The following is a 25,181-nucleotide window of genomic DNA, read 5'->3' on the forward strand; positions in this document are numbered from 1 at the left end:
CCGGCAGAGCAGCAGATGAGAGGGGCACCCGCGTGGCAGCGCAGCAGGGGGACGAGCACTGTAAGAGCGGGGCGGAGAAAGGTCCCGGCTGGGCCCGCCGCCTCGCCGCCTACGCCTGGCGCCGTCCCAAGGACGTCGTCCTCGCCCTCGGCGCCTCCCTCGGCGGTATGGCCGTCATGGCGCTCGTGCCGCTCATCACCAAGGTGATCATCGATGATGTGATCGGGAGCGGCACCCGGGACATGGCCCCCTGGGCCGGCCTCCTCATCGGCGCCGCCGTCCTCGTCTACGTCCTCACCTACATCCGCCGCTACTACGGCGGCCGCCTCGCCCTCGACGTCCAGCACGATCTGCGGACCGAGATGTACGGGGCGGTCACCCGGCTCGACGGGCGGCGGCAGGACGAGCTGTCCACCGGGCAGGTCGTCGGGCGGGCCACCAGCGATCTCCAGCTGATCCAGGGGCTCCTCTTCATGCTGCCGATGACCATCGGCAACGTCCTGCTCTTCCTCATCTCCCTCGTGATCATGGCGTGGCTGTCGCCGCCCCTCACCCTCGTGGCGCTCGCCGTCGCGCCCGCCATCTGGTGGATCGCCCGGCGCAGCCGCTCCCGGCTGCACCCTTCCACCTGGTACGCCCAGGCCCAGGCCGCCGCCGTCGCGGGCGTGGTCGACGGCGCCGTCGGCGGCGTACGCGTGGTCAAGGGGTTCGGGCAGGAGGAGCAGGAGACCGGGAAGCTGCGGGAGGTCGGGCGCAGGCTCTTCGCCGGGCGGCTGCGGACCATCCGGCTGAACAGCAAGTACACCCCCGCCCTCCAGGCCGTGCCCGCCCTCGGGCAGGTGGCCATGCTGGCGCTCGGCGGCTGGCTCGCGGTGCGCGGGCACATCACGCTCGGTACGTTCGTGGCCTTCTCCAGCTACCTCGCCCAGCTGGTCTCGCCCGTGCGGATGCTCGCCATGGTGCTCACCGTCGGGCAGCAGGCCCGCGCCGGTACCGAGCGGGTGCTGGAGCTGATCGACACCCGGCCGGTTCTGACCGACGGAACCAAGGTCCTGCCGGCCGACGCGCCCGCCACCGTCGAGTTCGACGGCGTCTCGTTCGGGTACGACGCCGATCAGCCGCCCGTGCTCGACGGGCTGTCCTTCGAGATCCGGGCCGGGGAGACCCTCGCCGTCGTCGGCGCCTCCGGGTCCGGCAAGTCGACCGTGTCGCTGCTCCTGCCGCGCTTCTACGACGTCTCGCGCGGTGCCGTCCTCATCGGCGGCCACGACGTGCGCGAGCTGACCCTCGACTCCCTGCGCGCCGCGATCGGGCTGGTGCCCGAGGACTCGTTCCTCTTCTCCGACACCGTGCGCGCCAACATCGCGTACGGGCGGCCCGACGTCACCGACGAGCAGGTCGAGGCCGCTGCCCGCGCCGCCCAGGCGGATCGTTTCATCGCCGAGCTGCCCGAGGGGTACGACACCAAGGTCGGCGAGCACGGGCTCACCCTCTCCGGCGGCCAGCGGCAGCGCGTCGCCCTGGCGCGGGCGATCCTCGCCGATCCCCGGCTGCTCGTCCTCGACGACGCCACCTCCGCCGTGGACGCCCGGGTCGAGCACGAGATCCACGAGGCGCTCAAGCAGGTCATGGAGGGGCGTACGACCCTGCTGATCGCCCATCGGCGGTCCACCCTCAACCTCGCCGACCGCATCGCCGTTCTCGACGACGGACGGCTCGCCGACATCGGCACCCACACGGAACTCGAACAGCGGTCCGCCCTCTACCGGCGGCTGCTCACCGACCCCGACGAGCTCGGCGGGGTCTCGCCCGGCCACGTCCAGCCCGTGCCCCCGGTCGAGGACACCTCGGTACGGGACGAGCTGGACGCCGAGTTCGACGCCGAGCGGGGCATCACGCCCCGGCTGTGGACCGGGGACCGCGAGCCGCGCGACACCGCCCTCTCCGGCACGCCCGCCACCCCTGAGCTGCTCGCCCGGGTCGACGCCCTGCCCCCGGCCACCGACACCCCCGACATCGACGAGACCCGCGCGGTGCTCCCGGAGCCCGGCGGCTCGTACGGGCTGCGGCAGCTGCTGCGCGGCTTCCGCACTCCCCTCCTCCTCAGCCTGCTGCTCGTCGCCGTCGACGCCGGTATGGGGCTGCTGCTCCCCGTACTGATCCGGCACGGCATCGACCAGGGCGTCAGCGAGACGGCCCTCGGTGCCGTGTGGACCGCCGCCGGGCTGGGGCTGCTCGCCGTGCTCGCGCAGTGGGCCGCGCAGACCGGTGAGATCCGGACGACCGGGCGTACGGGGGAGAGGGTCCTGTACGCGCTGCGGCTGAAGATCTTCGCCCAGCTGCAGCGGCTCGGGCTCGACTACTACGAGCGGGAGCTGACCGGGCGGATCATGACCCGGATGACGACGGACGTGGACGCGTTGTCGACGTTCCTGCAGACCGGGCTGGTCACCGCGTTCGTCTCGGTCGTCACCTTCTTCGGCATCATGGTCGCGCTGCTCGTGATCGACGTGGAGCTCGCGCTCGTCGTCTTCGCGACGCTGCCGCCGCTGGTCATCGGCACCTTCTTCTTCCGCCGGGCGAGCGTGAAGGCGTACGAACTCGCCCGTGAGCGCGTGTCCGGCGTCAACGCCGACCTCCAGGAGTCGGTGGCCGGGCTGCGTATCCTCCAGGCGTTCCGGCGCGAGCGGGACGGCGGGGAGCGGTTCGCCGCGGGCAGCGACAGCTACCGGCAGGCCCGTATCCGCGGGCAGTGGCTGATCTCCGTGTACTTCCCGTTCGTGCAGCTGCTGTCGTCCGTGGCCGCGGCCGCCGTGCTGATCGTGGGCGCGGGCCGCGTCGACGCCGGGACGCTCACGACCGGCGCGCTGGTCGCCTATCTCCTCTACATCGACCTGTTCTTCGCGCCCGTGCAGCAGCTCTCCCAGGTCTTCGACGGCTACCAGCAGGCGACGGTCTCCCTCGGCCGCATCCAGGAGCTGCTGCGGGAGCGCACGTCGACCGGGGCCGCCGAGCAGCCGCTGGACGTGCCGTCCCTGCGCGGTGACATCGCCTTCGAGAACGTCCACTTCGCCTATGGGGATGACGAGGAGGCCCTCAGCGGGGTGAACCTCACGATCCCGGCCGGGCAGACCGTCGCCTTCGTCGGCGAGACGGGCGCCGGCAAGTCGACGGTCGTGAAGCTGGTCGCCCGCTTCTACGACCCGACGGGCGGCCGGGTCACGGCCGACGGCACGGATCTGCGCGACCTCGACCTCACCTCGTACCGGCACCGGCTCGGCGTCGTCCCGCAGGAGGCGTACCTGTTCCCGGGCACCGTCCGGGACGCCATCGCGTACGGCCGGCCCGACGCCTCCGACGCCGAGGTGGAGGCCGCGGCCCGGGCCGTCGGCGCCCACGACATGATCGCCACGCTGGACGGCGGCTATCTGCACGAGGTCGCCGAGCGCGGACGCAACCTCTCCGCCGGGCAGCGCCAGCTGATCGCGCTCGCCCGCGCCGAGCTCGTCGACCCCGACGTCCTGCTCCTCGACGAGGCCACCGCCGCCCTGGACCTCGCCACCGAGGCCCAGGTCAACCAGGCCACCGAGCGCCTCGCGGGACGCCGTACGACCCTGGTCGTCGCCCACCGGCTGACGACGGCCGCCCGCGCGGACCGGGTCGTCGTCATGGACCACGGCCGGGTCGCGGAGGACGGCACGCACGACGAACTGCTGCGGCGCGGCGGCCGGTACGCGCAGCTGTGGCGGACGTTCGTCGGGGAGCCGGCGGTCACGACGACGAGTTGACGCCGGTCCACCGGGACCACCGGTGACGCCCGTGCCGCCGGTGTCACCGGCAGCACGGGCGACACCGGGGCGGGTCCGGCCGTGCGAGCGGAACCATCCGGCCTTCCTCGTGCGTCCGTACAGCAGTACGTTCTGTGTGGTGGGAGGGGCGGAAGTGATCAGGGGAGTGAGAGGTGCCCGCGGTGCGCCACGTCGGCGCGCCGCGCTCGCGATGGCTCTGCTGACCGCGTCCGGCCTGCTCGTGGTGGCGGGTCCGGCCGACGCGGAGGCGGCCGCGTCCTGCGCGGGCCGCAAGGTGCGCACGCTGCCCTTCTCCACCGGGTCCGTCCAGGTCCACAAGCGCGGCGGATACGTCTGTGCCGTCACCGTCGCCAAGAAGCAGGGCAAGACGCAGTGGATGTCCGTCAGCGTGCGGGCGCGCGGCGGCCGGCCGGTGGTGGACCGGGGCCGGTTCAAGTACCACGCGGGCCCCGTGACCGTGCACGCCGGGCAGCGGTGCGTGTGGGTCGAGGGCGAGGTGGGGCGCGGGAGCGTCAGCTCGGGCTGGATCCTCTGCTGACCCTCCGGCCGGATCCTCTGCTGACCCTCCGGCCGGATCCTCTGCTGATCCGCGGCTGCCGGGCGCCGATCGCCGATGATCGCCGCGCGCCTCACCCGAACGCACCACCACGCCCAGGGTTTTCCCTACGCTCCCCCTGCCACTGCGCCGGTTGGCGCCGCTCCCCCTGGTGTGCCCACCGGTGGCTCCGCTAGGTTCCGGCGCACAGTTGTTTCACAGGGGAGAGTCCATGCGCAAGGCGCTCAGATGGCTGCTGGCCCTCGCGGTGCTCATAGGCATGCCGAGCACGGCCGGAGTGGCCGCTGCCGCCCAGCCGGAGACCGACATCAAGGACCGGCTGCTCGCGATCCCAGGCATGAGCCTGGTCGAGGAGAAGCCGTACACCGGTTACCGCTTCTTCGTCCTCAACTACACCCAGCCGGTCGACCACCGGCACCCGTCCAAGGGGACGTTCCAGCAGCGGATCACCGTGCTGCACAAGGACACCAGCCGTCCGACGGTCTTCTACACCGGCGGCTACAACGTCTCCACGAACCCGAGCCGCCGCGAACCCACCCAGATCGTGGACGGCAACCAGGTCTCGATGGAGTATCGCTTCTTCACCCCCTCCCGGCCCGCCCCGGCCGACTGGTCCAAGCTCGACATCTGGCAGGCGGCGAGCGACCAGCACCGCATCTTCCAGGCGCTGGAGCCGATCTACTCCAAGAACTGGATCTCGACGGGCGGTTCGAAGGGCGGCATGACCGCCACGTACTACGAGCGCTTCTACCCGCGCGACATGGACGGCGTCGTCGCGTACGTCGCGCCGAACGACGTGGTGAACAAGGAGGACTCGGCGTACGACCGCTTCTTCGCGAAGGTCGGCACCGAGGAGTGCCGCGACCGGCTGAACGCGGTGCAGCGCGAGGCACTGGTGCGCCGCGCACCGCTTGCGAAGAAGTACGAGGAGTACGCGGCCGCCGAGGGCTACACCTTCGACACGATCGGCAGCCTGGACCGGGCGTACGAGGCGGTCGTCCTCGACTACGTGTGGGGCTTCTGGCAGTACAGCACGCTCGCGGACTGCGAGACCGACCTCATCCCGGCCGACGCGAAGAACGCGACCGACGACGAGATCTGGACGTCCGTCGACACGATCTCCGGCTTCTCCGCCTACACGGACCAGGGGCTGAGCACGTACACGCCGTACTACTACCAGGCGGGTACGCAGCTCGGCGCGCCCACGATCCACTTCCCGCACATCGAGAAGAAGTACGTCCGCTACGGCTACCAGCCGCCGCGGAACTTCGTGCCGCGTGACATCAAGATGAAGTTCCAGCCGAACGCGATGCGTGACGTGGACACCTGGGTGCGGAACAACGCCCGCCAGATGCTCTTCGTGTACGGCGAGAACGACCCGTGGGGCGCCGAACCGTTCCACCTCGGCAGGAAGGCGCGCGACTCGTACGTCTTCACGGCCCCCGGCGCCAACCACGGTGCCAACGTGGCGGGTCTGGTCGAGTCCGAGCGCGACCTGGCGACCGCCCGCATCCAGGAGTGGGCGGGTGTCGCTCCGGCGACGGTCCAGTCCGACCCAGCGGCCGCGAAGCCGCTGGCCAGGTATGACGCGAAGCTCGACAAGCACGGCACGGAGCGGGAGCCGGCGCTGCGGCCGTAGCTTTATAGCGGCCACAGCGGCCACAGCGGCCACAGCGGTCATGGATACGGCGCGGTCCGGCGAACTGCCGGGCCGCGCCGCCGTTTCCCGCCGCGGTCTCAGACCGGCCGGGCGCACCCCACCGGCTCAGATCCGCCGAGCCCGACGTACAGGACCGTCGCGTCGGGGCACCCGGAACGTTTCTTGACGGCCTGCGTCACCCGGTACTCGGGGGCGTGCCGGCCCTTCCCGTCGCAGGCCGTCTCGCGGACCTCGCCCTCGCCCGCGCTGTAGACGCAGTCGCCGACGATCGTGCGGGGGCCGCCCCCGCCGCCCGGGTCGCCGGGGTGCGGCTCCTGGAGCTTGCGCATACAGGCGTAGCCCTGGGTGATCCGGCCGTCGCCGTCCTCGTCGCGGGTGGGGCCGGGCGCGCTGATGTGGAGGACGAAGTCCGTGGTCGCCGGGCAGGGCGGCCCTTCGGAGACCTTGCCGTCGTGCCGGGCCACCACCCGGGCCGCCGCCCGCTCGCTCGCGCAGGACACCTCCGTGAAGCTGGTCGTGCCGAAGGAGCTGCACTCGTCGACGCCGAGGAACACCGGCTCGTAGTCGTACGCGGGGGGCGGGGCCGCCGTCGCCGCCGCCTTGCCGGGTTCCAGTCCGGTCCCGGACACCCCGGACACCCCGGACGCCCCTGACGGCTGCTGGCAGCCGGCCAGCACCGTCACCGCCGCCGTCATCGCCGCCACCGCCGCGACGACGGCCGCCGGTACGGCCCGCGGCACCCTCCGCTTTCCTCGCACGAGGATCACCCCCCTCCGACATCCCCCAGGTCCAGCCTGGCCCCGGCGCGGCACGCCACGCCAGACATAGGGGATGCTTTGCGATGGAGAGGGATGGTTCGTCCGGTGTGCGGCGTAGGCCTAGTACGTCAGGCCGTACCCGATCGGATACAGCACCTGCGCCGGGTCGTCCGCCCGCTGCACCGGCACCGGCAGTCTGCCGCGCGGCTTCGCGCGCCCGGTCAGCACCCGCGCGGCGGCCCGCACCTCGACGTCGGTCCAGGAGTACGAGGCGAGCAGCGCGCCGACGCCGGGCAGGTGGGCCACGTCGTACGGGTTGCGGACGGCGACCGCGACGACCGGCACCCCGGTGGCGACGAGCCGTTCCACGAGCGTCTTCTGCGCACTGGACGCCGTGACGTTGTACGTCGTCACGACCACCGCGTCCCGGCCCTCCGCCGCCGCCACCGCCCGGTCGACCACCGCGGCCGAGGGCGCCGTGCCGGTGGACAGCGCGGTGGCCGTGAAGCCGAGTTCGGCCAGGGCGCCGGCGAGGACGGTGGTGGGCGGTCCCGTGGTGCCCGAGGGGGAGGCCGGGTCGGCGCCGACGACCAGGACGTTCCGGTGCGTACGGCGCGACAGCGGCAGCAGGCGCCGCTCGTTGACCAGCAGGGTCGTCGTGCGTTCGGCGATACGGTCCGCGGCGGCGAGGTGCCGCGGGGTGCCCACCACCCGGTCCACGCCCGTCACGTCGGCGTACGGGTTCCCGAACAGCCCCAGCCGTGACTTCAGCCGCAGGATCCGCAGGACCGACTCGTCCAGGCGGGCCTCGGTGAGCTCGCCCTCGCGTACCGCCTGGAGGACCGCGTTCCAGGCGATGTCGAGGGAAGGGGGGTTGCAGAGCTGGTCGGCGCCCGCCTTCAGCGCGAGCACCGGCACCCGGTCGTCGCCGTACTTCTGCCGCACGCCCTCCATGCCCAGGGAGTCGGTGATCACGACGCCGTCGTAGCCGAGTTCCTCGCGCAGGATGCCGGTGAGGATCGGCCGGGAGAGGGTCGCCGGATCGCCGGACGGGTCGAGGGCCGGCACGGCGATGTGCCCCGTCATGATCGTGTCGACGCCCGCGCGGACGGCGGCCCGGAACGGCGGCGCGTCGAGCCGCGTCCACTCGTCGCGGCTGTGGTGGATGACGGGGAAGTCGACGTGGCTGTCGGTCTCGGTGTCGCCGTGCCCCGGGAAGTGCTTGGCCGCGGCCGCGACCCCGGCGCCTTCGTACCCCTTCACCTGCGCCGCCACGAACTCCGCCACGGCCTGTGGATCGGCACCGAAGGAGCGGACGCCGATGACCGGGTTGGCCGGATCCACGTTGACGTCGGCGACCGGGGCGTAGTCCTGGCGGATGCCCAGCGCGCGCAGTTCGGTGCCCGAGATGCGGGCGGCCCGGCGGGCGTCGCCGCGGGAGCCGCCGGCAGCGAGGGCCATGGCGCCGGGGAGCAGGGTGGCGGGTCTGCCGACGCGCGCCACTATGCCGTGCTCCTGGTCGGTGGAGATCAGCACGGGCAGCCCGCGGGGGAGGGCGAGCGAGGCCTTCTGGATGCCGTTCGAGAGATTCGCGATCTGGTGCGGGTCACGGGTGTTGTGCGCCCATACGAAGTAGATGATGCCGCCCACCCGGTACTTGGCGATCAGCTCTTCGGCCGTCCGTACGCCGATCTCGTCGAGGTTGGCGTCGATGTCGGCCTGGTCCGGTGCGGTCGCCGAGTGACCGTACACGCGCATCACGAAGAGCTGGCCCACCTTCTCCTCCGGCGTCATCCGGGAGATGAGGGCGCGGAGCTTCCTGTCGTCGGGCCACCGGGACCCGGACCGTCCGGCGGCGTGGGCGGGGACGGCCTGGGCGAAGTGGGCGGCGGTGAGGCCCGCGGTCGCGGCGAGGACGGTCCGTCTGGACGGCCGGGTGGTGTTTCCCGCTCTGGAGGCGGTGGTGGAGGTGGTGCTTCCCGTGCTGGAGTCGCGCACGTGCGCTCCTTCCCACTGAAGGAAACTTCCGAGGAGTCACGAATAGCCGGAAGGTTTCTTCCAGTCAAGGGAGCGCACAGCGAAGCGGTCGACGGGAGGGGCCGTCACCGGCGCAGTCGGAGGGGGGCGCACCGGTGACGGCGTGCTGCCGGCCGCAGGCGGCGGAGAGGGTGGTCAGCGATCGCAGCCAGCAGCGAGGCCGACACCGCTCTGCGGAGACTCATCCGGCAGCATGCCGCTATGACGGGGGCGGGCGACTTCGGGTTCCCCGCTTTTCGCGGATTCCGGGAAGTCGGTACGCGTGTGAAGCAACAGGATTCGGCGGGCACTTCCGGCCAGCCGGGTGCACGAAGCCCTCAGCGCGGCTCGACGCGGGCGCCCGGCGCGGGCCGAACGCGCCCGGCGCGTTCAGCCCGTCTGGTGTGTCTGTTGTTGCGGTTGCGGTTGTGGTTGCGGTTGTGGTTGCGACTGAGGCCGCGGCGCACGCGCCGACATCCTCAGCCAGTGCTCCTGAAGTGTCCGCACCGTCTCCGCGATCGCCGGGCGGCGGGACGCCCCCGTGCGCCGGAGCGCGTACGGACGGCGTACGGGCACGGGGCCGGGCGGCACCTCGACGACCCCCTCGGGCAGCGGGCAGTAGCGGGCCGCGGCCGCAGCGGGTGCGACGGGCCCAGCGCCCGGATCCGGCGCCGGTTCACCACTCATAGGCGCCCGGTGAATCCGTACGCCCCTGCGGGCCCTGCGGTCGGCCGTTCGCGCCGGGCGACGGCTGGAAGAGGGAGTCGCCGGGCAGCGGTGCCGGGCCCTCGGACAGTCCGCTGACCGTGACCTGCTGCCGGCGCGCGGACGACGACGGACCGTTCTCCATGTCGCCCATCACCAGCAGCGGGTCGAACATCACCACCGCCGCGGCCACGATCAGGAAGATCCCCGGCCCGGTCATCATGGGCAGCAGCAGCGAGGTGGGCGACTCGCCCGTGTAGACCATGTCGGTCCCGGTGTGCAGGTGTACGTCGACGGCGGCCATGCCCGTGTAGTGCATGGCGGAGACGGCCAGGCCCATCACCAGGCTGGCGCCGAGACTCGGCAGGAAGCCGCGGATCGAGACGGCCGCCCACAGCGCGGCGGTCGCGGCCGCGATCGCGATCAGCACGGAGAGCGCGACGGTGACCGGGTTGTACTGGAAGGTGCCGTTCAGTTCGATGGCCGCCATGCCCATGTAGTGCATGGCGGCGACACCGAGACCGGTGATGGTGCCCGCGATGCCCAGCGTGGCGCGGGAGACCCCTCGGTAGCCCACCGCGAACACCCCGATGGCGACCACGACGATGGCCACGACCAGGCTCAGCACCGTCAGCGGGACGTCGTAACGCATCCGGGTCTCCTCGACCCGGAAGCCGACCATGCCGATGAAGTGCATCGTCCAGATGCCGCAGCCGATCGAGGCGGCGCCGAGCGCCGGCCAGCCGGGCTTCCAGGAGCCCGCGGTGTGGACCGACCGGACCACGCAGCGCAGTCCCAGCGCGCCTCCCAGGCACGCCATGACGTACGCGACCACGGGAGTGACCGCTCCATAACTGAAGCCGTCGACGGTCCCCTGCATGACAGGGAAGCCGCCCCGGCGTGACACCCCCGCGCGTACGCCCGTCAGGCGGCCTCGTTCAGCAGGCGCCCGAGATGCTCCCGCCCCGCCGCGAGCAGCCCGGGCAGCGGCGCGGCGGCTTCGTACCACCGCTTCTCGTACTCCCAGCACAACCAGCCGTCCCAGCCCTCCCGGGAGAGCAGTTCCACGCACTCGGTGAGCGGCAGCACGCCCGCGCCGAGCGGCACGGGCGTGGTGTCGTCGGCCGAGGCGATGTCCTTGACCTGCACATATCCCAGGTGCGGGGAGAGGGCGGCGTAGGTCGACGCCGGCTGCTCGCCGCCCAGCCAGGTGTGCATGACGTCCCAGAGCGCACCGACCTGACGGTGCCCGACCAGGCCGAGCACACGCATGGCGGCGGCGCCCGTGCGGTGCGAGTCGTGGGTCTCCAGCAGGATGCGCACCCCGGCGTCGGTGGCGTACTCCGCCGCCGTACCGAGCCGCCGGGCCGCTGTCGCGTCCGCCTCGGCGGCGTCCTGCTCCTCGCTCCCGCCCGGGAAGACGCGCACGAAGGGGGCGCCCAGGTCCCGGGCCAGGTCGAGGAGTTCGCGCAGCTCGGCGAGGACAGGGTCGTCGTCGCCCGGCGCCGCCACGCGCGCGTACCCGGCGAGGCCGGTGACCTCGACGCCCGCCGCCTCGAACGCGGCGGCCGCCTCGGCCCGTTGCCCGGCGGTGAGCCCGGTGTGCACGGGTTCCTCGGGGTGCGCGCGGAGTTCGACGCCGTGGTACCCGTACTCGGTGGCCAGGCGGATGACATCGGGCAGGGGGAGACCGGGGACGCCGAGGGACGAGAAGGCCAGTTTCACGTATCCCACCTCGCTGGGGGTGTCGGCAGGGTGCGGCGGACGGTATCCGATTACCCGGATACCGGGGATCCGGACCGCCCGCAAGCCACGTGATCGCCACGCCTCCCGGGAGCCGTGCGGTGCCGTCCGCGTGCTACGCCCCGCCGCGCAGGTCCAGCCGCCAGTCCTGCCCGACCAGGTCCACGCCGAAGGAGTGGTGCGGCTCTTCGGCGACGAGGACGAAACCGTGGCGCCGGTAGAGCCGGCGGGCCGCCGTGAGGCAGTCGTTCGTCCACAGGACCAGTTCGCGGCAGCCGGTCCCGCGCGCGAAGCCGACGCAGGCGCGCACCAGGCGGTCGCCGATACCGAGCCCCCGCGCGTCCGGCTCGACCAGCAGCAGCCGCAGGCGGGCGGTGTCCGGGGCCTCGCCGCGTACGCACATCACGCACCCGGCGGGCCGCCCGTCCACCTCCGCGATCCACACCCGCTCCCGCCGCGGGTCGTGGTCCCCGGCGAAGTCGGCGACGATCCGCGCGACCAGGCCCTCGTACTCGGCGTTCCAGCCGTACTCCGCCGCGTAGAGCGCCGCGTTGCGCTGCACGATCCAGCCCAGGTCGCCGGGGCCGGGGCCGCGCAGCACGACGTCCGGCGGGCGGGGTGAGCGAGGCGAGCGGGGCGGGCGGGACGGGTGGCCGTCGGTGAGGATCGCGCGGATGGTGCGCATGGCCTCGGTGAGCCGGGGGCGGTCGGCGGTGGGAACGCGCGCCAGCAGCGCGCCCACCGCCTCGTCGGACCGCTCGCTCAGCAGGCCGGCCGCCTCGCGCCCGCGCGCGGTGAGGGTGACGCGGCGGCGCCGGGAGTCGCGCGCCGAGCGCGTCCGCTCGACCAGCCCGTCCTGCTCGAACTTCGTCAGCAGCCGGCTCAAGTACCCGGAGTCCAGGAACAGTTCGGCGCGCAGGTCCGCCGCGTCCGTGTGCGACGAGTGCGCCAGCTCCCACAGCAAGCGGGCCTCGGTGAGCGTGTACGGGGCGTAGAGATGGCGGCCGTAGTCGAGCGCGCCGATGACGCCCGTGTAGAAGCGGTTGAACGAGCGAATGTCCTGCACGGCCTGCACGGTCTGCACGGTCTTACCGGTCATGATCGATCGCCCTCGTCCGTCGCCGGTATGGAGAATCGCTGACTCAGTCAGAGACAATCCGTTCCGAGCGTACGTCCGGCCCGCCTGTGCGTCCACGATCGCGCCGCACCCACGTCCGCTTACGCGTCCGCGGAAGCCGTGGCTCATGGCTCACTCCCGCGGCGCCCCCGTCGATCCCCGCACCACCAGCTCTCCGGGCACCGTCGCGATACCGCTCGCCGGAGGCTCCTCGCGGCCCATCGCGATACGGCCGGCGCGGGCGCCCGCCTCGGCCAGCGGGAGGTGGACCGTGGTCAGCGCGGGCACCGCGTCGATGCTGAACGGCAGGTCGTCGAAGCCCGCCACCGACACGTCGTCCGGGATGCGCAGCCCCGAGTCCCGCAGCGCGGCGCACGCGCCCAGGGCGACCGTGTCGTTGGCCGCGACCACGGCCGTGATCGACGGATCGCGGTGCAGCAGTTCGAGGGTGGCCTCGTAGCCGGCGTGGCGATCGTAGCGGCCGTGCACCGTGCGCCGGGGGTCGTCCTCGATGCCGGCGGCGGCGAGCGCGTCGCGGTGGCCCTCCAGGCGGTGGCGGGTGGTCGTGCGCTCCTCGGGCCCGGCGATGTAGCCGAGGCGGCGGTGGCCGAGGCCGATGAGGTGCTCGGTGAGCCGTTGCCCGCCGCCGCGGTTGTCGAAGGTGAGGGCGATCGCCTCCGGGGCCGGCGGCCGCCCGCACAGCACCACCCGGGTGCCCGCGTCCGCCAGTTTCCGCAGCTTGTTGCCGACGGCGCTCGCGTGCGCCGAGTCCTCCACGGCACCGCCGGTGAGAACGACCGCCGCGGCGCGCTGGCGCTGGAGGAGGGTGAGGTAGGTCAGTTCGCGCTCCGGGGAGCCGCCGGTGTTGCACACGACGGCCAGCCGCTCCCCGCCCGCGCGCCCGCCCGGCCCGCCGATCTCGGACTGGATAGCGCTCGCCATGATCCCGAAGAAGGGGTCGGCGATGTCGTTCACCAGGATGCCGACCAGGTCGGAGGTGGCGGCCGCCAGCGCGCTCGCGGGGCCGTTGAGCACGTAGTCCAGCTCGTCCACCGCCCGCAGCACCCGCTCCCGGGTGGAGGCCGCCACCGGGTAGTTCCCGTTCAGCACGCGGGAGACGGTCGCGGGGGACACCTGCGCGCGGGCCGCCACGTCCGCGAGGGTCACGGTCATCGTTTGTCGTCCATCGTTCGTCGTCCTCCGGTCCTTGCCGCGTTCTGCTCGGGTCCGTCCGGGCCCGTTCGGGTCCATCAGGGCCCTTCCCGGGTCCGTCCGGGTCCGTTCGGATCCGTCAGGGCCCTTTCCGGGTCCGTCCGGGTCCGTTCGGATCCATCCGTGGGTCCGTTCGGGTCCATTCGTAGCCCCGTTCAGGCCCGGCCGTGGCCCATTCGGGCCCGTTCGGGCCCGCTCGGCACCGCGTCGGTGTCGTCTCGTCGTCGCCCGGGCCGTACGAGCACCGGAACGGCCGCGTGATCAGCCGTACAGACGCCCGTACGGCGACGCCGGTTGCCGTACACCGGCGCGCGAGCACCGCTGCGCGCCAGCGCTCGCGCGCCACCCGAGCGCTGACTCGCGCACCACCCGAGCGCCGACCCGGGTGCCACCCGAGAGCTGACCCGCGTGCCACCCGGCGGCCACCCGCGCGCCGCCCGACAGCCGACCCGTACGCCACCCACAGCCGACCCGTGCGCCGCCCACGGTCGGTCCGTGCGCCGCGCCACGGTCAAGTCGTACACGAAACCGCGCATCTCTCACCCCGCGCGGTCTTGTCCGATCTGCCGCACAGAGGCTAGCGTCTCATCACATAGAAAGCGCTTGCTGTCACGCTCATCCGGTGGGCGTACGCGGCGCCGGACGCGTACGGACGCACGAACGGCAGGGCGACGTACGGACGCGACGCGGAGCGGATTCGCGGCGCACGAACGAAGGGAATGACGTGACACGCAAGACGGTGCGCATCGCCATGAACGGCGTGACGGGACGCATGGGCTACCGCCAGCACCTCGTCCGTTCCATCCTGGCCATCCGCGAGCAGGGCGGCCTCGACCTGGGCGACGGCACCGTGCTGTGGCCCGAGCCGGTCCTCGTCGGCCGCCGCGAGCACGCCCTCAAGGCGCTCGCCGAGCAGCACGGCCTCGAGCACTGGTCCACCGACGTCGACGCGGTCCTCGCCGACGAGACGATCGACATCTACTTCGACGCCCAGGTCACCTCCGCGCGAGAGGAGGCCATCAAGAAGGCGATCGCCGCGGGCAAGCACATCTACACCGAGAAGCCCACCGCGACCGGCCTCGACGGCGCCCTGGAGCTGGCCCGTCTCGCGAACGCCGCCGGCATCAAGCACGGCGTGGTCCAGGACAAGCTGTTCCTGCCGGGCCTGCTGAAGCTCAAGCGGCTCATCGACGGCGGCTTCTTCGGCCGCATCCTCTCCGTCCGCGGCGAGTTCGGCTACTGGGTCTTCGAGGGCGACTGGCAGCCCGCCCAGCGCCCCTCCTGGAACTACCGCGCCGAGGACGGCGGCGGCATCGTCGTCGACATGTTCCCGCACTGGGAGTACGTCCTCCACGAGCTCTTCGGCCGTGTGAAGTCGGTCCAGGCCCTCACCGCCACCCACATCCCGCAGCGCTGGGACGAGCAGGACAAGCCGTACGACGCGACGGCGGACGACGCGGCCTACGGCATCTTCGAGCTCGAGGGCGGCGCCATCGCCCAGATCAACTCCTCCTGGGCCGTCCGCGTCAACCGCGACGAGCTGGTCGAGTTCCAGGTCGACGGCACCGAGGGCTCCGCGGTCGCGGGCCTGCGCAACTGCCGCGTCCAGCACCGCTCGGCCACCCCCAAGCCGGTCTGGAACCCCGACATCCCGGCCACCTACTCCTTCCGCGACCAGTGGCAGGAGGTCCCCGACAACGACGAGTTCGACAACGGCTTCAAGGCCCAGTGGGAGCTGTTCCTCAAGCACGTCTACACCGGCACGCCCTACCACTGGGACCTCCTCGCCGGCGCCCGCGGCGTCCAGCTCGCCGAGCTGGGCCTGAAGTCCTCGGCCGAGGGCCGCCGCCTCGACGTCCCGGAGATCCAGCTGTGACGATCCGACTCCCGGGCGCGGACGGTGGACTCCGCACCTACACCCCGCGCACCGAACCCCTGGCGGTGACCACCGGCGCCCCCTTCACCTCCCGTACGGTCTTCTCCGCGGCCCACGTCGTCGCCGACCCGTACGCCGACGTGTCCCCCGACTCGCCCGCCGCCGTCGACTGGGACGCCACCCTCGCCTTCCGCCGCCACCTGTGGTCGCACGGCCTGGGCGTCGCCGAGGCCATGGACACCGCCCAGCGCGGCATGGGCCTGGACTGGGCGGGCGCGGCCGAGCTGATCCGCCGCAGCGCCGCCGAGGCGAAGGCGGTCGGCGGCCGGATCGCGTGCGGCGTCGGCACGGACCAGATCGCCTCCGGCTCCCTAGCGGAGGTCCGGGCGGCCTACGAGGAACAGCTCGCCGTCGTCGAGGAGTCGGGCGCGCAGGCCATCCTCATGGCGTCCCGAGCACTGGCCGCAGCCGCCTCCGGTCCCGAGGACTACCTGGAGCTCTACGGCCACCTGCTGCGCCAGGCCGCCGAACCGGTGGTCCTGCACTGGCTGGGCCCGATGTTCGACCCGGCGCTGGAGGGTTACTGGGGCTCGTCCGACCTGGACGCGGCGACGGACACCTTCCTGGAGGTCATCGCGGCGCACCCGGACAAGGTGGACGGCATCAAGATCTCCCTGCTGGACGCCCAGCGCGAGATCGACCTCCGCCGCAGGCTCCCCCAGGGCGTGCGCTGCTACACGGGCGACGACTTCAACTACCCCGAGCTGATCGCGGGCGACGACAAGGGCTTCAGCCACGCCCTGCTCGGCATCTTCGACCCGCTGGGCCCGCTGGCGGCGGAGGCGGTACGGGTCCTGGACACGGGCGACGTGGCCGGCTTCCGCAAACTGCTGGACCCGACGGTCGAGCTGTCCCGCCACCTCTTCCAGACCCCCACCCGCTTCTACAAGACGGGCGTGGTGTTCCTGGCCTGGCTGGCGGGCCACCAGGCCCACTTCACGATGGTGGGCGGCCTCCAGTCGGCGCGCTCGCTGCCGCATTTCGCGCGGGCGTACGAACTGGCCGACGGCCTCGGCCTGTTCCCGGACCCGGCGCTGGCGGAGACCCGCATGAAGAACCTGCTGAGCCTGTACGGGGTGGAGCAAGAACGATGAGCGACACGAGCGGTCTCGACCTGACCCGCTTCTCCATCAACCAGCAGACGGTGAAGCAGCTGTCGCTGCCGGAACTGGTGGACGCATGCGTCGACCTGGGCGTCCCGGCGGTCGGCCTCTGGCGCGAGCCGGTCCAGTCGTACGGCCTGGACGCGGCGGCGAAACTGGTCCGCGACGCGGGCCTCGCGGTCACGACGCTCTGCCGGGGCGGCTTCCTCACGGCCATCGACCCGGACGCGCGCGCGAAGGCCCTGGACGACAACCGCCGGGCGGTCGACGAGGCGGCCACCCTGGGCACGGACACCCTGGTCCTCGTCTCGGGCGGCCTCCCGGCGGGCTCGAAGGACCTGCGCGGCGCGCGCGAGCGCATCGCGGACGCGCTGGCGGAACTGGGCCCGTACGCGGCGTCCAATGGCGTCCGCCTCGCCATCGAGCCCCTCCACCCGATGTTCGCCTCGGACCGCTGCGTGGTGTCGACGCTGAAGCAGGCGCTGGACATCGCGGAGCGGTTCCCGGCGGAGCAGGTGGGCGTGACGGTGGACACGTACCACATCTGGTGGGACGAGGACGCGCCCGCGCAGATCGCCCGGGCCGGGGCCTCCGGCCGCATCCACACCTTCCAGCTCGCCGACTGGATCACCCCGCTGCCGGAAGGCGTGCTGAACGGCCGCGGCCAGGTCGGCGACGGCTCGGTCGACATGCGCGAGTGGCAGGGCTACGTGGAGGCGGCGGGCTACACCGGCTCCATCGAGGTCGAGCTCTTCAACGACGAGCTGTGGGCCCGGGACGGCCGGGAGTTGCTGGCGGAGACGGCGGCGCGGTTCGTGGAGCACACGGCCTGACGAGAGTGCCGAACGGAGATCTGACGGATGTGCGTCGGGCCCCTTCCCGCGCGGGAAGGGGCCCGACGCACATCTTGTCGACGCACGACTAAGCAACCGGATCCGCACAAGCGTTAATCCGGTCAACGAAGTGCGTGATCTTCGTCTGAAAGACGGTAGTTGTCGAACAAAAGCAAAGCTACTCTCGACCGGCTTTGTTGATTTCCGTCGGACGGTGTGTCCGGACGGTGAAGAACAGGGGTGGGAAGTGGCTGAGCGGATACGAAGAGGCACGGTCGGGACGGTCGCGGCCTTGGCGCTCTTCGCGTCGCTGTCGGCGCTGTCCGGCGGTGCGCAGGCCGTCGGGGCTCCGGAGGACTGCGTCCTGGAGAAGGGCGTCCTGAGCATGGAGGACCTGCCTGAAGGGTCGTCCGTGATCGAGTGTGACGCGGTCGGGCGCGTCGTCGCCCACGAGGGCGCCGCCCTCACGGTGCCGCGGCCCGGTACGGCCGTCGGAGCCGAGGGCCTCACGCCCGACGGTGAGGTGCACGGGTTCTCGCTGGAGGTCGCCGATGACGGCACCATCTCGTACACCAACGACGACGACCTGTCCGATCCGCCGGTCGACATGTCCGTCGACGGTGTCGACATACCCGACGACCTGAGCGACGTGGTGGAGACGGCCGACGACGTCACGGAGGAGGCGGAGGACGACAACGCGGACGCGCTGGACACGGCCCTGCCCGACGACGCGCTGGTCGAGGACCTCGACGACGCGTCCGCCGCGGGGGCGTGCAGCGACGGGGCGTACAAGACCAACGACCTCAAGGAATACGGCACCTACAACTGGTACATCGGCGACGGCGGCATGCCCGGCGGCCTGTCGAGGTCGGCCGCGAAGGACGCCTTCGCCGACGCCATCAACAACATCACCGGCAGCTACAACAACTGCGGCTACACGGACCAGGTCGACGCCTCGGCCAGCTACAAGGGCACCACGACCTACGAGGCGGACATCAGCAAGAGCAACGCGTGCACGGACCGCGACGGCAAGAGCACCTGGGACGCCGGGGACCTGTCCGGCTTCGTCGCCTACGCCTGCTGGTGGTCGTGGCCCACGCCGGGCGTCAAGAACGACCTGCGGGAAGCCGACGTCCGCTTCAACACGACGGACTACGACTTCACGAACAAGCCGACGTCCAGCTGCTCGTACAAGTACGACATCCGCTCCGTCGCTACGCACGAGGCCGGACACGTCTTCGGGATGGGGCACGTCGGGTCGGGGCATGACAACCTGACCATGTTCACGGACTCGGATCCGTGCGCGACCAAGGCCAGGACGCTCGGCAAGGGCGATGTCCTCGGTCTTCGGAGCATCTACTGAACCGGGGCTGCGCGGCAGCATCCCCAGAACGTCTCCGGTAGGGACACGCAGGGCGTACGCGGCCGGTAGAGGGCGCGGCGGCGAGGGGCTGAGCACGGATCGCGTGCCGCCCGCCAGGGAGTCCGCAGGACCCGCATGACCTCCACGACCGGCTCCGGACGTATGTGCGTCGGGCCCCCCTTCCCGTGAAGGGGGCCCGACGTGTCGAGGCCGGCCGCCCGGACCGTGTTCACCGACACCCGTGCGAACGAAAACGGCATCCGCTCCGTCGTAGTCCTGAGGTCGGACACGTCCGGGCCAGGGTGTTCGGCGAGGGCGGTGTTCCCGGTCTCCGGGCATTCACCGACCGGGGTGTGCAAGAACGCTCCGGAACGTTTTCGAGAGATAGGGATCCAACCGATGAGGGTCGCTTTCCCGGTCGGCCGGGCCGGAGTCGTACGGATACTGCTGGTGTCGGCCGTCGCCATGGTGGGGGCGGCCGGCTGTACGTCCTCGGGCAGCAGCGGGGACGGCGGTGGCGACGCGGCTGGGTCCTGCGCGGTCCGGTGGACGTATGAGGGCCACAACTACCGGAGCATCAGCAACGTTGACTTCCAGGTCGGCGAGAAGCTCGGCACGGTCGGCAAGCCGTCCTGCGACGACACGCCGAGCGACGGGGAGGACGAGCCCGCCCCGGCCGACAAGTCCACCGCTTACGCGGTCGAAGGGCTCGACACCGACGTCGCCATCGCGGTCGGGGACACACCCGAGAAGGCGTCCCTCTTCGCTCTCGACGCGGACGGGGGTCTGCCCCCCGAGGTCAAGGAACTGCTCGACGGCTCCTGAGGCCCCGGTCGGCACCACCGCCCGCGGGAGTGCTCGCGGGCGGTGGCCGGGGCTCAGTCCGGGCGCCCGTACGAGATGAAGCCGTCCCGAGCCCTGTTCTTCACCGTCCGGACACACCGTCCGGACACACCGTCCGGACACACGCCCGCGTGGCCCAGGCGGCAACAGGCCCAAGGAAATCTTCGGCGACCCGTGCAACCCTCGCGGCACCTCGCGGGTCGTACTGGGCATCGGGACCGCTCTGACGGGGGGATCTGGGGGGATCGCTGCGGTTCCGGTGGGGGAGAGGCCGAGGGGCCCGGTCACGGACCGGGCCCCTTGACGCCGTACGGCAGCGCAGGTCTAAAAGAACACCCCGCACCGCAGCAGCACGTTCGCGTACGGCCGTGCCTCCCCGGTGCGTACGACGAGCCGCGCGCCCGCCGACATTTCCTTGAGGCGCTCGTGGGGGACGAACTCCAGCGCGGGCAGGCGGGCCTCCAGCAGGGCCGCCGCCTCCGGGTTCGCGTCCCGGACCTCGTGCGCGCCGGTCGCGCCCTCGACCACCAGCTCGTCGAGCAGCCCGTCCAGCACCTCGGCGAAGGACGGCACCCCGGCCCGGAAGGCGAGGTCGACCACGCGGGGGCCCACCGGTATCGGCATGCCCGCGTCGCAGACCAGCACCTCGTGGCCGTGGCCGAGTTCGGCGAGGGCGCCGGACAGGTGGCGGTTCAGGATTCCGGTCCTCTTCACAGCGCGGCGACCTCCTCGGCGGTGGGGAACGACGCCTGGGCGCCGGCCCGGGTGACGGCAACGGCCCCGACTCGGGCGGCGTACGCGGCGGCGTCGGCAGGTGACTCGCCCTGACCCAGCTTCCACGCCAGCGCCGCGGTGAACGCGTCCCCGGCGCCGGTCGTGTCCACGGCCTCCACCTTGACCGCCGGCACCCGCACGGAGCCCTCGGCCGACGCCACCAGCGCGCCCTCCGCGCCCAGGGTGACCACCACGGAGCGGGGGCCCAGCGCGAGCAGCGCCCGCGCCCAGTCCTCCGGGGAGTCCCCGAGGTCATCGCCCGCGATCACCCGCGCCTCGTGCTCGTTGACGATCAGCGGGTCGCAGGCCGCGAGGACCTCCTCGGGCAGGGGCTGCGGCGGCGAGGGGTTGAGCACGAGCCGCGTCGTGCCCTCCGGCAGGTCCCGTACGACCTTCGCCACCTCCACGACCGACTCCAGCGGGATCTCCAGCTGGGTCGAGACCACCCGGGAGGCGCCCAGCAGGCCGGCCGCCGCCCGGACGTCCTCCGGGGCGAGGCGGGCGTTGGCGCCCAGCGACACCACGATGCTGTTGTCCCCGGACGGGTCGACCGTGATCAGCGCGACCCCGGTGGGCGCCCCGCCGACCAGTACGCCGGCCGTGTCGACGCCCGCGTCCCGCTGCGAGTCGAGCAGCAGCCGCCCGTGCGCGTCGTCGCCGACCCGGGCCAGCAGGGCCGTACGGGCCCCGAGGCGGGCGGCGGCCACCGCCTGGTTGGCGCCCTTGCCGCCCGGGTGGACGGCCAGGTCGGAGCCGAGCACGGTCTCTCCGGCCGCGGGCCGCTGTTCGACCCCGATCACCAGGTCGGCGTTGGCCGAGCCCACGACCAGCAGGTCGTAGTCGTACTTGACCTCTTCCCCCTCCTGAATGAGGGAGATTCCTACAGCTCGCGCCATGGGTTTTCCTGCTTCGTCGCCGACTGCCCGCCCGGAGATCTCCGTTGAGGTCTTACACCGGCTCCACAGGCCGACACCGCCAGCCCGGCGGCCAGAAGGTTCTGCGCCGCGTTCACGTCGCGGTCGTGGGTCGTGCCGCAGGCGCACGTCCAGGTACGGACGTTGAGCGGCATCTTGTCCCGCATGACGCCGCAGCTGGAGCACAGCTTGGAGGAGGGGAACCAGCGGTCGACCGCGATCACTTCGCGGCCGTACCACCGGGCCTTGTACTCCAGTTGGCCGCGGAACTCGCTCCACGCCGCGTCGGAGATGGCGCGGGCGAGCTTGCCGTTCCTCAGCATGTTGCGAACGGTGAGGTCTTCGATCACGATCGTTTGGTTTTCACGAACGAGCCGAGTGGTGAGCTTGTGCAGGGTGTCGCTGCGTCGGTCGGCGATACGGGCATGGATACGGGCGACCTTCTTGCGGGCCTTGCCTCGGTTGGTGCCGTCGCCTTCGGCCTTGCGGGACAGCTCCCGCTGGGCCTTGGCCAACCGGGCACGGTCGCGCCGCTCATACCTCGGATTAGCGATCTTCTCGCCGGTCGACAGGGTCAGCAGGTGGTCCAGGCCGACGTCCACCCCGACCGCCGTACCGACGGCCGGCAGCGGCTGGACGGCGGGGTCCTCCACCAGCAGGGACACGTACCAGCGTCCGGCCGCGTCCTGGGACACGGTCACCGTGGACGGCTGCGCGCCCTCTGGCAGAGGGCGCGACCACACGACGGCGAGGGGCTCGGTCATCTTTGCCAGCGTCAGCTTCCCGTCTCGGAACCGGAACGCGCTGCTGGTGTACTCCGCGGACTTCCGCGACTTCTTCAGGGACTTGAAGCGCGGGTACTTCGCCCGCTTGGCGAAGAAGTTCGTGAACGCCGTCTGCAGGTGGCGCAGGGCCTGCTGGAGCGGGACGGAGGAAACGTCATTGAGGTAGGCGAGCTCCTCGGTCTTCTTCCACGCCGTGAGCATCGCCGACGTGGCGTTGTAGTTGACCCGCTCAGCCCTCAGCACCCATGCCTCCGTGCGGGCGGCGAGTGCCAGGTTGTAGACCTTGCGCACGCATCCGAAGGTGCGCGACAGCTCCGCTGCCTGCGCATCGGTCGGATAGAAGCGGTACTTGAAAGCCCGCTTCTCATAGGTTGGCACGACTCACAAACTACCACGTTGGCTTGTGACCGTCCGGCGTATTGTCGGGAGTGTTGCCGGATCACCCTGGCGGCAATCCGGCTTTATCCGCCCCGCTCCGCAGTAGTCCTCAGGGATTGCCGATGACGACCGTCTGCCGACTGCGACCGTTGTCCGCAGTCTTCTCCCGATGTCGTACCCGGGCGGTAGCGTCGGATCATGTCCAATCAGGCCGGAAACGGAGCCGGGAACGGGACGCGGCACCTGGCCGTCCTCGAAGGCGTCCTGGAACGCATCACGTACGCCAACGAGGAGAACGGCTACACGGTCGCCCGCGTCGACACCGGCCGCGGCGCCGGCGACCTCCTCACGGTCGTCGGCGCGCTCCTCGGCGCCCAGGTCGGCGAGTCCCTGCGCATGGAGGGCCGCTGGGGCTCCCACCCGCAGTACGGCAAGCAGTTCACGGTGGAGAACTACACCACCGTCCTCCCGGCCACGGTCCAGGGCATCCGCCGCTATCTGGGCTCCGGCCTGGTCAAGGGCATCGGCCCGGTCTTCGCCGACCGCATCACCCGGCACTTCGGCCTGGACACGCTCCAGATCATCGAGGAGGAGCCGAAGCGGCTCATCGAGGTGCCCGGCCTCGGCCCCAAGCGCACCAAGAAGATCGCCGACGCCTGGGAGGAACAGAAGGCGATCAAGGAGGTCATGCTCTTCCTCCAGACCGTCGAGGTCTCCACCTCCATCGCCGTGCGCATCTACAAGAAGTACGGCGACGCCTCGATCTCGGTGGTCAAGAACCAGCCGTACCGCCTCGCGGCCGACGTCTGGGGCATCGGCTTCCTCACCGCCGACAAGATCGCCCAGTCCGTCGGTATCCCGCACGACAGCCCGGAGCGCGTCAAGGCGGGGCTCCAGTACGCCCTCTCCCAGTCCACGGACCAGGGCCACTGCTACCTCCCGGAGGAGCGGCTCATCGCCGACGCCGTGAAGCTGCTCCAGGTGGACACGGGCCTGGTCATCGAATGCCTCGCTGAACTCGCCGCACCCCCGGAGGAGGGCGAGGACCCGGGCGTCGTCCGCGAGAAGGTCCCCGGCCCCGACGGCGGCGACCCGGTGACGGCCGTCTACCTGGTCCCCTTCCACCGGGCCGAACTCTCCCTCTCCGCCCAGCTGCTGCGCCTCCTGCGCACCGACGAGAACCGCATGCCCGCCTTCCGTGACGTCGTCTGGGACAAGGCGCTCGGCTGGCTGAAGGGGCGTACGGGCGTGGAGCTGGCGCCCGAGCAGGAGGCGGCCGTGCGGCTCGCGCTCACCGAGAAGGTCGCCGTGCTCACCGGCGGCCCCGGTTGCGGCAAGTCCTTCACGGTCCGCTCGATCGTGGAGCTGGCCCGCGCGAAGAAGGCGAAGGTGGTGCTGGCCGCGCCCACGGGCCGGGCCGCCAAGCGCCTCGCCGAGCTCACGGGCGCCGAGGCCTCCACCGTCCACCGCCTCCTGGAGCTCAAGCCGGGCGGCGACGCGGCGTACGACCGCGACCGCCCCCTGGACGCGGACCTCGTGGTCGTCGACGAGGCGTCCATGCTCGACCTCCTCCTCGCCAACAAGCTGGCCAAGGCGGTGCCCCCGGGTGCCCACCTCCTCTTCGTGGGCGACGTGGACCAGCTGCCGAGCGTCGGCGCCGGCGAGGTGCTGCGCGACCTGCTGGCCGACGGCAGCCCGGTCCCGGCAGTCCGCCTCACCCGCGTGTTCCGCCAGGCCCAGCAGTCAGGGGTGGTCACCAACGCCCACCGGATCAACTCCGGGCAGCACCCGGTCACCGACGGCATGAAGGACTTCTTCCTCTTCGTGGAGGACGAGACGGAGGAGGCCGGCCAGCTCACCGTGGACGTGGCGGCCCGCCGGATCCCGGCGAAGTTCGGCCTGGACCCGCGCCGCGACGTCCAGGTACTGGCGCCCATGCACCGGGGCCCCGCGGGCGCGGGCACCCTCAACGGCCTGCTCCAGCAGGCGATCACCCCGGCCCGCCCGGACCTCGCCGAGAAGCGGTTCGGCGGCCGGGTCTTCCGCGTCGGCGACAAGGTCACTCAGATCCGCAACAACTACGAGAAGGGGGAGAACGGCGTCTTCAACGGCACCGTCGGCGTCGTCACCGCCCTCGACCCGGTCGACCAGCGCCTCACCGTCCTGACCGACGAGGACGAGGAGGTGCCGTACGACTTCGACGAGCTGGACGAGCTGGCGCACGCGTACGCGGTCACCATCCACCGCTCCCAGGGCAGCGAGTACCCGGCGGTGGTCGTCCCGGTCACCACGGGCGCGTGGATGATGCTCCAGCGCAATCTGCTCTACACGGCGGTGACCCGGGCCAAGAAGCTCGTCGTCCTGGTCGGCTCCCGGAAGGCGATCGGCCAGGCGGTCCGCACGGTGTCGGCCGGGCGGCGGTGCACGGCCCTCGACTTCCGGCTCGCACCCCGCCCGCTCGACGGCTGAGACGGGCGGCGCGGACGCGGGTACTCGGCCGGAAACCGCTCCGAGGCGGTCGCGGTGAGGCGCCCGCACGAGGTTGCGCGAAAAATGATCGATCAAACGAGTCGGAAACGTCACACAGCACTTACGCGCGGCGGGGTGCAGGGGGCAGGATGGGCAAGTTGGCGGCACTGAGTGCCGCCGAAGAGCCCAATGGTCGACCCCGAGTGC

18 protein-coding genes and 1 pseudogene are annotated in these 25,181 nt (G+C 71.8%); 9 read left to right on the forward strand and 10 right to left on the reverse strand.

The features are described from left to right. Positions 1–32: 32 nt before the first annotated feature. The 3 genes from IE242_RS20450 (at position 33) to IE242_RS20460 (ending at position 6,004) form a co-directional block, all read left to right on the forward strand. Positions 33–3,788 (forward strand): ABC transporter ATP-binding protein, encoded by a 3,756-nt coding sequence (locus IE242_RS20450; protein ID WP_189861339.1) that lies wholly within the window; start codon positions 33–35, stop codon positions 3,786–3,788. A 211-nt stretch (positions 3,789–3,999) separates the two neighbouring features. Beyond that, positions 4,000–4,347, forward strand: coding sequence for a hypothetical protein (locus tag IE242_RS20455; RefSeq protein ID WP_189861341.1), 348 nt, complete (start codon positions 4,000–4,002; stop codon positions 4,345–4,347). A gap of 229 nt (positions 4,348–4,576) precedes the next feature. Beyond that, positions 4,577–6,004 carry a S28 family serine protease gene (locus tag IE242_RS20460; protein WP_189861343.1) on the forward strand — a complete coding sequence of 476 codons (1,428 nt, stop codon included), beginning with the start codon at positions 4,577–4,579 and terminating at the stop codon, positions 6,002–6,004. Between the two features lie 98 nt (positions 6,005–6,102). Here the strand turns inward: IE242_RS20460 and IE242_RS20465 are convergent, their stop codons facing one another. From IE242_RS20465 to IE242_RS20490, 7 genes and pseudogenes are all read right to left on the reverse strand, one after another. Next, entirely contained in the window at positions 6,103–6,720 is a 618-nt protein-coding gene (locus tag IE242_RS20465) for a hypothetical protein (protein ID WP_189861793.1), read from the reverse strand. 183 nt (positions 6,721–6,903) lie between these two features. After that, positions 6,904–8,781: a glycoside hydrolase family 3 protein gene (locus IE242_RS20470; protein WP_189861344.1), complete on the reverse strand. Its 1,878-nt coding sequence runs from the start codon at positions 8,779–8,781 to the stop codon at positions 6,904–6,906. Positions 8,782–9,189: 408 nt separating this feature from the next. Further along, positions 9,190–9,414: pseudogene (locus IE242_RS37810) on the reverse strand (hypothetical protein); the annotation flags it as partial. 61 nt (positions 9,415–9,475) lie between these two features. After that, a complete protein-coding gene (locus tag IE242_RS20475) occupies positions 9,476–10,384 on the reverse strand; it encodes an MHYT domain-containing protein (RefSeq protein WP_189861346.1) in 909 nt (302 codons plus the stop codon). A 44-nt stretch (positions 10,385–10,428) separates the two neighbouring features. Further along, positions 10,429–11,229 carry a sugar phosphate isomerase/epimerase family protein gene (locus IE242_RS20480; RefSeq protein WP_189861348.1) on the reverse strand — a complete coding sequence of 267 codons (801 nt, stop codon included), beginning with the start codon at positions 11,227–11,229 and terminating at the stop codon, positions 10,429–10,431. Positions 11,230–11,362: 133 nt separating this feature from the next. Continuing rightward, positions 11,363–12,346, reverse strand: coding sequence for a bifunctional helix-turn-helix transcriptional regulator/GNAT family N-acetyltransferase (locus tag IE242_RS20485; protein WP_189861350.1), 984 nt, complete (start codon positions 12,344–12,346; stop codon positions 11,363–11,365). Positions 12,347–12,496: 150 nt separating this feature from the next. Next, complete coding sequence (locus tag IE242_RS20490) at positions 12,497–13,537, reverse strand: LacI family DNA-binding transcriptional regulator (protein ID WP_189861352.1); 1,041 nt, start codon at positions 13,535–13,537, stop codon at positions 12,497–12,499. A gap of 763 nt (positions 13,538–14,300) precedes the next feature. On the opposite strand from IE242_RS20490, the gene IE242_RS20495 reads away from it, so the two are divergent. The 5 genes from IE242_RS20495 (at position 14,301) to IE242_RS20515 (ending at position 19,636) form a co-directional block, all read left to right on the forward strand. Continuing rightward, positions 14,301–15,452, forward strand: a complete 1,152-nt coding sequence (locus IE242_RS20495; RefSeq protein WP_189861354.1) for a Gfo/Idh/MocA family protein — start codon at positions 14,301–14,303, stop codon at positions 15,450–15,452. Continuing rightward, the gene (locus tag IE242_RS20500; protein WP_189861356.1) at positions 15,449–16,606 is read left to right on the forward strand and encodes a dihydrodipicolinate synthase family protein; all 1,158 of its coding nucleotides are present in this window, start codon (positions 15,449–15,451) and stop codon (positions 16,604–16,606) included. Before IE242_RS20495 ends, IE242_RS20500 begins: the two co-directional genes overlap by 4 nt. Further along, positions 16,603–17,448, forward strand: coding sequence for a sugar phosphate isomerase/epimerase family protein (locus IE242_RS20505; RefSeq protein ID WP_189861358.1), 846 nt, complete (start codon positions 16,603–16,605; stop codon positions 17,446–17,448). The genes IE242_RS20500 and IE242_RS20505 overlap by 4 nt, the downstream gene beginning before the upstream one ends. Before the next feature lie 292 nt (positions 17,449–17,740). Then, on the forward strand, positions 17,741–18,811 hold the full coding sequence (locus tag IE242_RS37815) for a matrixin family metalloprotease (protein WP_229859184.1): 1,071 nt from the start codon (positions 17,741–17,743) through the stop codon (positions 18,809–18,811). A gap of 399 nt (positions 18,812–19,210) precedes the next feature. Beyond that, on the forward strand, positions 19,211–19,636 hold the full coding sequence (locus tag IE242_RS20515; protein WP_189861360.1) for a DUF6281 family protein: 426 nt from the start codon (positions 19,211–19,213) through the stop codon (positions 19,634–19,636). Between the two features lie 342 nt (positions 19,637–19,978). On the opposite strand, the gene rbsD is transcribed toward IE242_RS20515, so the two are convergent. From rbsD to IE242_RS20530, 3 genes are read right to left on the reverse strand one after another with little or no spacing between them, the layout of a single operon-like run. Further along, on the reverse strand, positions 19,979–20,368 hold the full coding sequence (gene rbsD, locus IE242_RS20520) for a D-ribose pyranase (RefSeq protein ID WP_189861367.1): 390 nt from the start codon (positions 20,366–20,368) through the stop codon (positions 19,979–19,981). Then, positions 20,365–21,324 carry a ribokinase gene (locus IE242_RS20525; RefSeq protein WP_189861369.1) on the reverse strand — a complete coding sequence of 320 codons (960 nt, stop codon included), beginning with the start codon at positions 21,322–21,324 and terminating at the stop codon, positions 20,365–20,367. Before IE242_RS20525 ends, rbsD begins: the two co-directional genes overlap by 4 nt. Then, positions 21,309–22,505, reverse strand: a complete 1,197-nt coding sequence (locus tag IE242_RS20530; protein ID WP_189861371.1) for an RNA-guided endonuclease InsQ/TnpB family protein — start codon at positions 22,503–22,505, stop codon at positions 21,309–21,311. Before IE242_RS20530 ends, IE242_RS20525 begins: the two co-directional genes overlap by 16 nt. Positions 22,506–22,703: 198 nt before the next feature. On the opposite strand from IE242_RS20530, the gene recD2 reads away from it, so the two are divergent. Further along, complete coding sequence (gene recD2, locus IE242_RS20535; protein WP_189861373.1) at positions 22,704–24,974, forward strand: SF1B family DNA helicase RecD2; 2,271 nt, start codon at positions 22,704–22,706, stop codon at positions 24,972–24,974. Positions 24,975–25,181 lie beyond the last annotated feature (207 nt).

Source organism: Streptomyces poonensis (assembly GCF_014650915.1).
GTDB lineage: Bacteria > Actinomycetota > Actinomycetes > Streptomycetales > Streptomycetaceae > Streptomyces > Streptomyces poonensis.

Bases quoted from the DNA above. Each gene is read 5' to 3' on its own strand.
- IE242_RS20465 (WP_189861793.1), bottom strand. From the start codon at position 6,720: ATGACGGCGGCGGTGACGGTGCTGGCCGGCTGCCAGCAGCCGTCAGGG.
- recD2 (WP_189861373.1), top strand. From the start codon at position 22,704: ATGTCCAATCAGGCCGGAAACGGAGCCGGGAACGGGACGCGGCACCTG.
- IE242_RS20475 (WP_189861346.1), bottom strand. From the start codon at position 10,384: ATGCAGGGGACCGTCGACGGCTTCAGTTATGGAGCGGTCACTCCCGTG.
- IE242_RS20505 (WP_189861358.1), top strand. From the start codon at position 16,603: ATGAGCGACACGAGCGGTCTCGACCTGACCCGCTTCTCCATCAACCAG.
- IE242_RS20525 (WP_189861369.1), bottom strand. From the start codon at position 21,324: ATGGCGCGAGCTGTAGGAATCTCCCTCATTCAGGAGGGGGAAGAGGTC.
- IE242_RS20515 (WP_189861360.1), top strand. From the start codon at position 19,211: ATGAGGGTCGCTTTCCCGGTCGGCCGGGCCGGAGTCGTACGGATACTG.
- IE242_RS20460 (WP_189861343.1), top strand. From the start codon at position 4,577: ATGCGCAAGGCGCTCAGATGGCTGCTGGCCCTCGCGGTGCTCATAGGC.
- IE242_RS20455 (WP_189861341.1), top strand. From the start codon at position 4,000: ATGGCTCTGCTGACCGCGTCCGGCCTGCTCGTGGTGGCGGGTCCGGCC.
- IE242_RS20485 (WP_189861350.1), bottom strand. From the start codon at position 12,346: ATGACCGGTAAGACCGTGCAGACCGTGCAGGCCGTGCAGGACATTCGC.
- IE242_RS20490 (WP_189861352.1), bottom strand. From the start codon at position 13,537: ATGACCGTGACCCTCGCGGACGTGGCGGCCCGCGCGCAGGTGTCCCCC.